General features: G+C 63.9%; 2 protein-coding genes. Both read left to right on the forward strand.

Annotation, left to right across the window (positions count from 1 at the left end):
* Nucleotides 1-67: 67 nt before the first annotated feature.
* The gene (locus tag DIE16_RS29285) at nt 68-3247 is read left to right on the forward strand and encodes a type VI secretion system Vgr family protein (protein ID WP_124893914.1); all 3180 of its coding nucleotides are present in this window, start codon (nt 68-70) and stop codon (nt 3245-3247) included.
* A gap of 50 nt (nt 3248-3297) precedes the next feature.
* The coding region (locus DIE16_RS29290; protein WP_124893915.1) for a DUF6531 domain-containing protein at nt 3298-6926 on the forward strand (3629 nt) is incomplete at its 3' end.

The following is a 6926-nucleotide window of genomic DNA, read 5'->3' on the forward strand; positions in this document are numbered from 1 at the left end:
ATCGCGCGAGCGAAAATCGCATCACGCGCCATCCGAGGGCGCGTCAAAAGAAGAAAAGGCCGTTGCCATGAACATGCAGAACACTGTTGCCGCATTGCGCGGCGGGTTGCTTCAGCAGGACCGGCTGCTGAAGCTCGATACGCCATTGGGCGCCAACGTGCTGACCGTGCAGCGGGCCGTCGGCCGGTCGCGTATCGGGCGCGCGTACGAATTCACGCTCGATGTGCTGTCGACCGACAGCAATCTGGAGCTTAAAAAGCTGATCGCGCAGCCGGTCACGTTGTGGATCCAGCAAGGCGATCGCAGCTACCGGCCGATCAACGGGTACGTGCACACCGCGCGCCGCCTCGGCGCCCACGGCGGGCTCACGACCTATCAGCTCACGTTCGCCGATTTCACCCATTTCCTGAAGTTTCGCCGAGACCAGCGGCTCTGGAACGACACGACCGTCGACCAGATCATCAGCGACGTGCTGAACCAGCATCCGCAGGCGCAGGGGCATTTCCGCTTCGCGCTGTCGAAACCGCTGCCGAGCCGTTCATACACGCGTCAGCACGACACCGACTGGCATTTCGTGCATCGGCTGATGGAGAGCGAAGGCCTCTACAGCACATGGCAGCAGGCCGACGACGGCAAGTCGCATACGCTCGTGATCACCGACAACCTGCAGGCGTTCGCGCCGCTGTCGCCGGAGACCGTGCGCTTCTATCGGGGCGGCGCGGCGAGCGAAGCCGACGCGTTCACGCAATGGTCGGGCTCGCGCACGCTGCAGAGCGTGACCCGGACGACGCGCACGTTCGACTACAAGAATCCGTCGCAACCGTCGAACCCGAAGGGCACGACGCTGCCGACGATGGGCGGCCAGGGCGAATTGCCCGACCAGCTCGAAGTCTACGAGTACACCGGTGCGTACACGTATCTGGAGCAGACGCGCGGCGACCATCTGACGAAGCTGCGGATGGAGGAATGGGAGTCGCAAGCGAAGCGCTTTCACGGCGCGGGAGGCGTGCGCGCGATCGATGCCGGCCGTCGTTTTACGCTGGCGGATCATCCCGAACACGATCGCGATCCGGCCGACCAGCGCGAGTTCGCGGCGATCGGCGTCGAATGGTGGATCGAGAACAACCTGCCCGTCGCGAGCAGCAGCGCGGACTTTCCGTACAGCCTGCGCGACGCGTTGACGCAAGCGCAGGAGGGCTACGGTGCCGACGCCGCGTTTCGCGTGCCGCATGACGACGGTTCGGTCGGCTTCTATCTCGTCGAGGTCGAAGCGCAGCGCGTAAGCGTGCCGTATCGCAGCCCGTTCGAGCACGAGAAGCCGAAGATGCATCTCGAGACGGCCATCGTCGTCGGGCCGCAGGGCGAGGAAGTCTATACGGACGAGCTGAACCGGATTCGTGTGCAGTTCGTATGGGATCGTCTGAACCCGGGCAACGAGAACGCGTCGTGCTGGGTGCGCGTCGTGCAGTCGGATACCGGCGGCGGATACGGTGGCGTGCACGTGCCGCGCATCGGCGAGGAAGTGCTGATCGACTACGTGGGTGGCGATTGCGACCGGCCTTTGGCAGTCGGGCGCGTGTACAACGGCGCGAACCAGCCGCAGTGGCATAGCGACGGGATTCTGTCCGGGTATCGATCGAAAGAGTATTCGGGCAGCGGCTACAACCATCTCGTGATGGACGACGCGACCGGGCAGAACCGCGTGCAGCTGATGAGCAGCAGCGCGAACAGCCTGCTGCAACTGGGCTACCTGATCGACCAGAACGGCAATTCGCGCGGGTCGTATCTGGGCAGCGGGTTCGATCTGCGTTCGGATGCGTATGGCGCGGTGCGGGCGAGTCAGGGCCTGTACGTGACCACGCACCCGAAGGCGCCGAACAGCCAGCCGCTCGACGTGAAGGAAGCGCAGCAGCAACTGGTGACGGGCGAAAGCCTGGTCGAGGCGATGTCGGGCGTGAGCGAGCAGCATCAGGCGGAAAGCCTCAAGGAAGCCCACGACACGATGCGCGCGTTCACCGACGCGACGCAGGACAGCGCGTCGGGCAATGCGTCAGGCGGACGCACGGCAGGCGGCGGCACGGGCAGCGCGAATGCGTTCAAGGAGCCGGTGATGCTGTTCGGCAGCCCGTCGGGGATCGGGATGTCGACACAGCAGTCGCTGCACGTGGTCGCGAACGATCACGTGAACGTCGCGAGCGGACAGAGCGTGCACGTCGCCGCGGGCAAGTCGCTGATCGGCAGCATCGGGCAGAAGCTGAGCCTGTTCGTTCAGAACGCGGGGATGAAGCTGTTCGCCGGCAAGGGCAAGGTCGAGATCCAGGCGCAGTCGGACAACGTCGAGGTGACCGCGCAGAAGGCGGTGAAGGTCGTGTCCGCAACTGACCGGATCGAGATCGCGGCCGACCAGGGGATTCTGCTGACGAGTGGCGGCGGGTACATCCGCATCAAGGACGGCAACATCGAGATTCATACGCCGGGTGCGGTCGATGTGAAGGGCGCGTCGCATACGTTCGCGGGGCCGGCGAGCATGGGATATCCGCTGCCGAGCCCGCGGCCGGACCAGCCGGGGCAGTTGGAGCTGTTTCACAAGTACGTGAACGGCGAGGCGGTGAAGGGCGGGCTGTTCACGGTGAGAGACGTGAACGGCGCCGTGCTGAAGAAAGGGGCGCTCGACAATAGCGGCTATACGGCGGTGAGCGGTTTGCCGCCCGGTGCGGTGCGTGTCGAGTTCGGGAAGGATCCGCGCGAGTCGGCTCAACCCGCAAATTACTTCAAGCAGGCGCAGTGGCCGGTCGAGCCCGTCGAGCCGTCGCCGCAGGTGGCGCAAGCCGCGGCGACGGAGCAGCTCGCGAGCCAGTTGAAGGGGATGGCGCCTGCGGCGACGACGGCTGCGATGGGGCTTGCGAGCGGAGGTGGAGCCGGTGCTGCGTTGGGCGGACTGGCGAGTTCCGCATTGCCGGCCGCGGCAAGTGCGCTGGGTGGGGCAGGCGCGGTTTCCGCGCTACAGACGGCATCGAGCCTGGGCAGTGCCGCGAAGCAGGTGGCCGGGATGGTGCAGGCAGCTCGCCAAGGTGGGCTCGCGGCGCTGGCCGCGCCGGCTGCGAATGCGGCATCCGGTGCGCTGCAGGGCGCGCTACCCGGTGTCGCCGGGATCGCCGGAAAGGGCGCTACGACGGTGGCGTCGGCCGCCGGTGCGACCGGCATGAAGCTTCCGACGAGCGGGTTCGGCGGACCGCTGAAATCCTGAGAGGGCGGCTCGTCAGCCGTCTTGAAAAAACGAATTGAACGAACAACGACATGGCACAACAACTTCCACCGGGCGCCGAGAAGGAACAGGCCGTTTCCTGGCTCAGCGATATTTCGCCGAAAGATGTAGCGGCGGGAGGCGACCGTTTCAACAAGTGGCTGCTCAAGATCAGCGGCAATCACATTTCGTTCGAGGATCTCAAGACCTTCGCAAGCGCGGTGCCGATCATCGGCAACCTGATGGCGTTTTACGATGCGGTGTGCGACATCGTGATGATCGTCGAGAAGCGCCACGCCAATCTGCTCGATTACCTTGGGCTTGCGATCAACCTGATCGGCGTCATTCCGGTTCCGCCGCCACTCGCGTCGTTCCGACTGTCGGCACGGCCGCTGCTGGCGCTCGTGCGCAATCAATTGCTGGTGTCTCGCGGCAATCTCGGCGCGGCGCTCATTTCGGTGCTCGTCACGCATGTCAACGCCGCGGCCGCGACCGAAATCGAGAACTTCCTGAAGACCCTGCAGGACGTTCTTGTCGAACTGCTGAACGACTGCGCGCATAAGGCGCAGGAGTTGATGCTCGGTATTGCTACCGGGCTGGAACTCGCCCTCAAAGGGCAAATTTTCGACAGCAGTGCCAACGTGCGGCGTACTGCACAGATCGCCCGGAAGATGGACAAGCGGTCCTGGTACAACCCGATGCTGGTGGTTGATGCGATCGAGTACGGTTACGAAGGTTCGATCGCGTTGGGGAAGCAAGCCGGGAACGCGACGGTCGGGACTGCGGCGAAGCTTGCTCCGGATTCGTGGCTGCAACCGTTCCGCGATATCGTCGCGTTCCTGAAGGACGAGGCGCCGAAAGTCGCGAAGGCGATCCGCGATCTGAACGGCAGCGAAGAAGGCAAGATGCTGTGGCTGATCGCGCAAGTGATCGAGGCCGTGGCAAGGGTGCGCGCACGCGGGAAGCTTCACGAAAAGACCGCCGACGTGCCGCCCGGCGGCAAGGGGCGCGCGCAGCACGATCGTCCTCAGGAGCCGGCGGGTGCGATCGGACAGCAGGCGCATGCGGAAGGCGCCGGCCAGAGTCCTTGTAAAAGTTGCGGGATTGGCGCATCGACCGGGTCGATCGATTTTGCTTTCGGCGATGAGACGTTCACTCACACGGACTTTGAACTGCCCGGCGCACTGCCGCTCGTCTGGGCACGCACGTACCGGTCGCGCCTCTCTGCATACGACAACGGAGAACTTGGCGCGCGGTGGCTCACGCCATACACGACGCGCATCGATGTCGAAGGCGATACATGGTTCTTTCGCGATGCCAGCGGGCGCAGCATCGAATATCGAGCGCTTGCAGCCGGAGGTGTGCATGACGATCTCGCGGAAAACCTGACGCTGACGCGTCTGGACGAGACGTGGGTCGCGATCGCATACGGCCACGACGAGCTTCACGTGTATGAACGGCGCGGCAATGCGTTCCGGCTGGCGATGCAGAAGGACCGTGCGGGCAATGCAATCACGCTCGATTACGACGCGCTCGACCGCGTGGCACGCCTGATCGACGCGAGCGGCAACGTGCTGTCGTTCGAGCACGACAAGCAAGGCCGGATCGTGCTGATCGAGCAGGTGCTCGACGATGGAAAGCGCCGTACGCTTGCGAGCTACGCCTATGACGAAGCAGGCGATCTCGTGCGCGCAACCGACCGGTATGGCAACGCATGGAGCTATCAGTACCACCGTCATCTCGTGACGCGCTATACCGATCGCACCGGCCGCGGGATGACGCTCGAATGGGACGGCGCGGACGCTGAAGACAACGCGAACGCGAAATGCGTGCGCGAGTACGCGGACGACGGCAGCCTCGATGTCCGCCTTGCATGGCATCCGAACATTCGGCTGACCTACGTGACCGATGCGCTCGGTCAGATGTCACGCTACTACTTCAACATCAAGGGATACGTTTATCGAATCGCCTATCCGGACGGCAGCGAGGAATGGTTCCGGCGCGACGAGCATAACAATCTGACGCTGCACATTCTGCAGGACGGCAGCATCGAGCAGATGCGTTATGACGCACGTGGCAACCGGACCTGGCACGAGCGCGCGGACGGCAGCATCGTCGAGATGGCATACGACGGCAAGGATCGGATGATCCGGCTCGTCGATCCGAACGGCCATGTGTGGCAGCGCAAGTACGACGATGCGGGCAATCTCGTCGAGGAAATCGATCCGCTCGAGCATGCGACGAAGTACGCCTACAACGACAAGGGGCTGCCTACGCAGATCACGGATGCGAAGGGCGGCTCGAAGGCGCTTGGATACAACGACGCCGGGCAATTGACGAGCTACACGGACTGCTCCGGAAAGAAGACGGAGTGGCGGTACGACGATATCGGCCGCGTGATCGAGACAAAGGACGCGTCCGGTGGCATGGTTGCCTATGGTTATGGCCCGAACGGCCAATTGACGGAGACGCGTTCGCCGGCCGGTGTCGAGCACGTGCAATACGATGCTGAAGGCCGGTTGTTGCGGCATACGGATCAACTCAATCGATCGACCCGATACGGCTACGATGCAGCGGGTCGTATTGCGAGCCGCGCGGATGCGCTCGGGCAGACGATTGCGTATCGCTACGACCGTCTCGGCCGCTTGACCGCGCTGACCGATGCGAACCTTGCGACGTACCAGTTCCGCTACGATCCGGCAGGGCGGTTGATCGAGGAAATCGGTTTTGACGGCAAGTCGACGCGTTATCAATACGACCCGGACAGTGGCAGCCTTGTTTCGGTTGATGAAGCGGGTTGCGTGACGTCGATCGACGTCGACGCAAACGGCCGTCTGATGAAGCGTGTGGCGGGGGAAAGCGAGGAACGGTTTGCCTACGACCGGAGCGGCAGGCTGATCGACGCGGTGAACCGCTACAGCCGCGTGCAGTTCTTCTTCGATCCGGTTGGCAATCTGGTGCGCGAACATCACGCGTACGATCTGTTCGGCGAGCGGCGTAGCTACGTCTGGCACCACGAATACGACGAGCTCGGCAACCGACGACGTACCGTGCGGCCGGATGGGCATGCGGTTGACTGGCTGATGTATGGCTCGGGGCATGTGCACGGGATGCTGCTCGATGGCGACGAGCGTGTGCAATTCGAGCGCGATGACCTGCATCGCGAGACGGTACGCATGTTGTCGAGCAAGGTCGGACAGCGCACGCATTACGACCCGGCAGGACGCGTGCTGCAGCAGACGATCCAGCGATCGACATCGCCCGCGCCGCTGGCCGAGCGGCGGTATCGCTATGACGCGGTCGGGCAATTGTCGCGGATCGAGGATAGTCGCAAGGGCGGGACGGATTACCGATACGATCCGGTCGGGCGGCTGATCGAGGCGATCAGTCCGGTCGCGAACGAGCGGTTTGCGTTCGACCCGGCGAGCAACATCATCGATCCGGTGCGGTCCACCGAAGCGCCGGCCGCCCGTTCGAGCCCGGTGCGGCCGGAAAGCACGTTGCCGGTCGAGGTGCCGAAGGTGCTGGGCAACCTGCTGAAGGCGTATGCGGGGATGCACTTCGAGTACGACGCGCGTGGGAATCTGGTGCGCAAGCGTACGCCTGCGGGGGAGCAGGAATACGAGTGGGACGAGTTCAATCGCTTGCTGTCGGCGCGGGTCGCGGAGGCGTCGCGGCAGAG

This window comes from Burkholderia sp. Bp9090 (genome assembly GCF_003857985.1).
GTDB lineage: Bacteria > Pseudomonadota > Gammaproteobacteria > Burkholderiales > Burkholderiaceae > Burkholderia.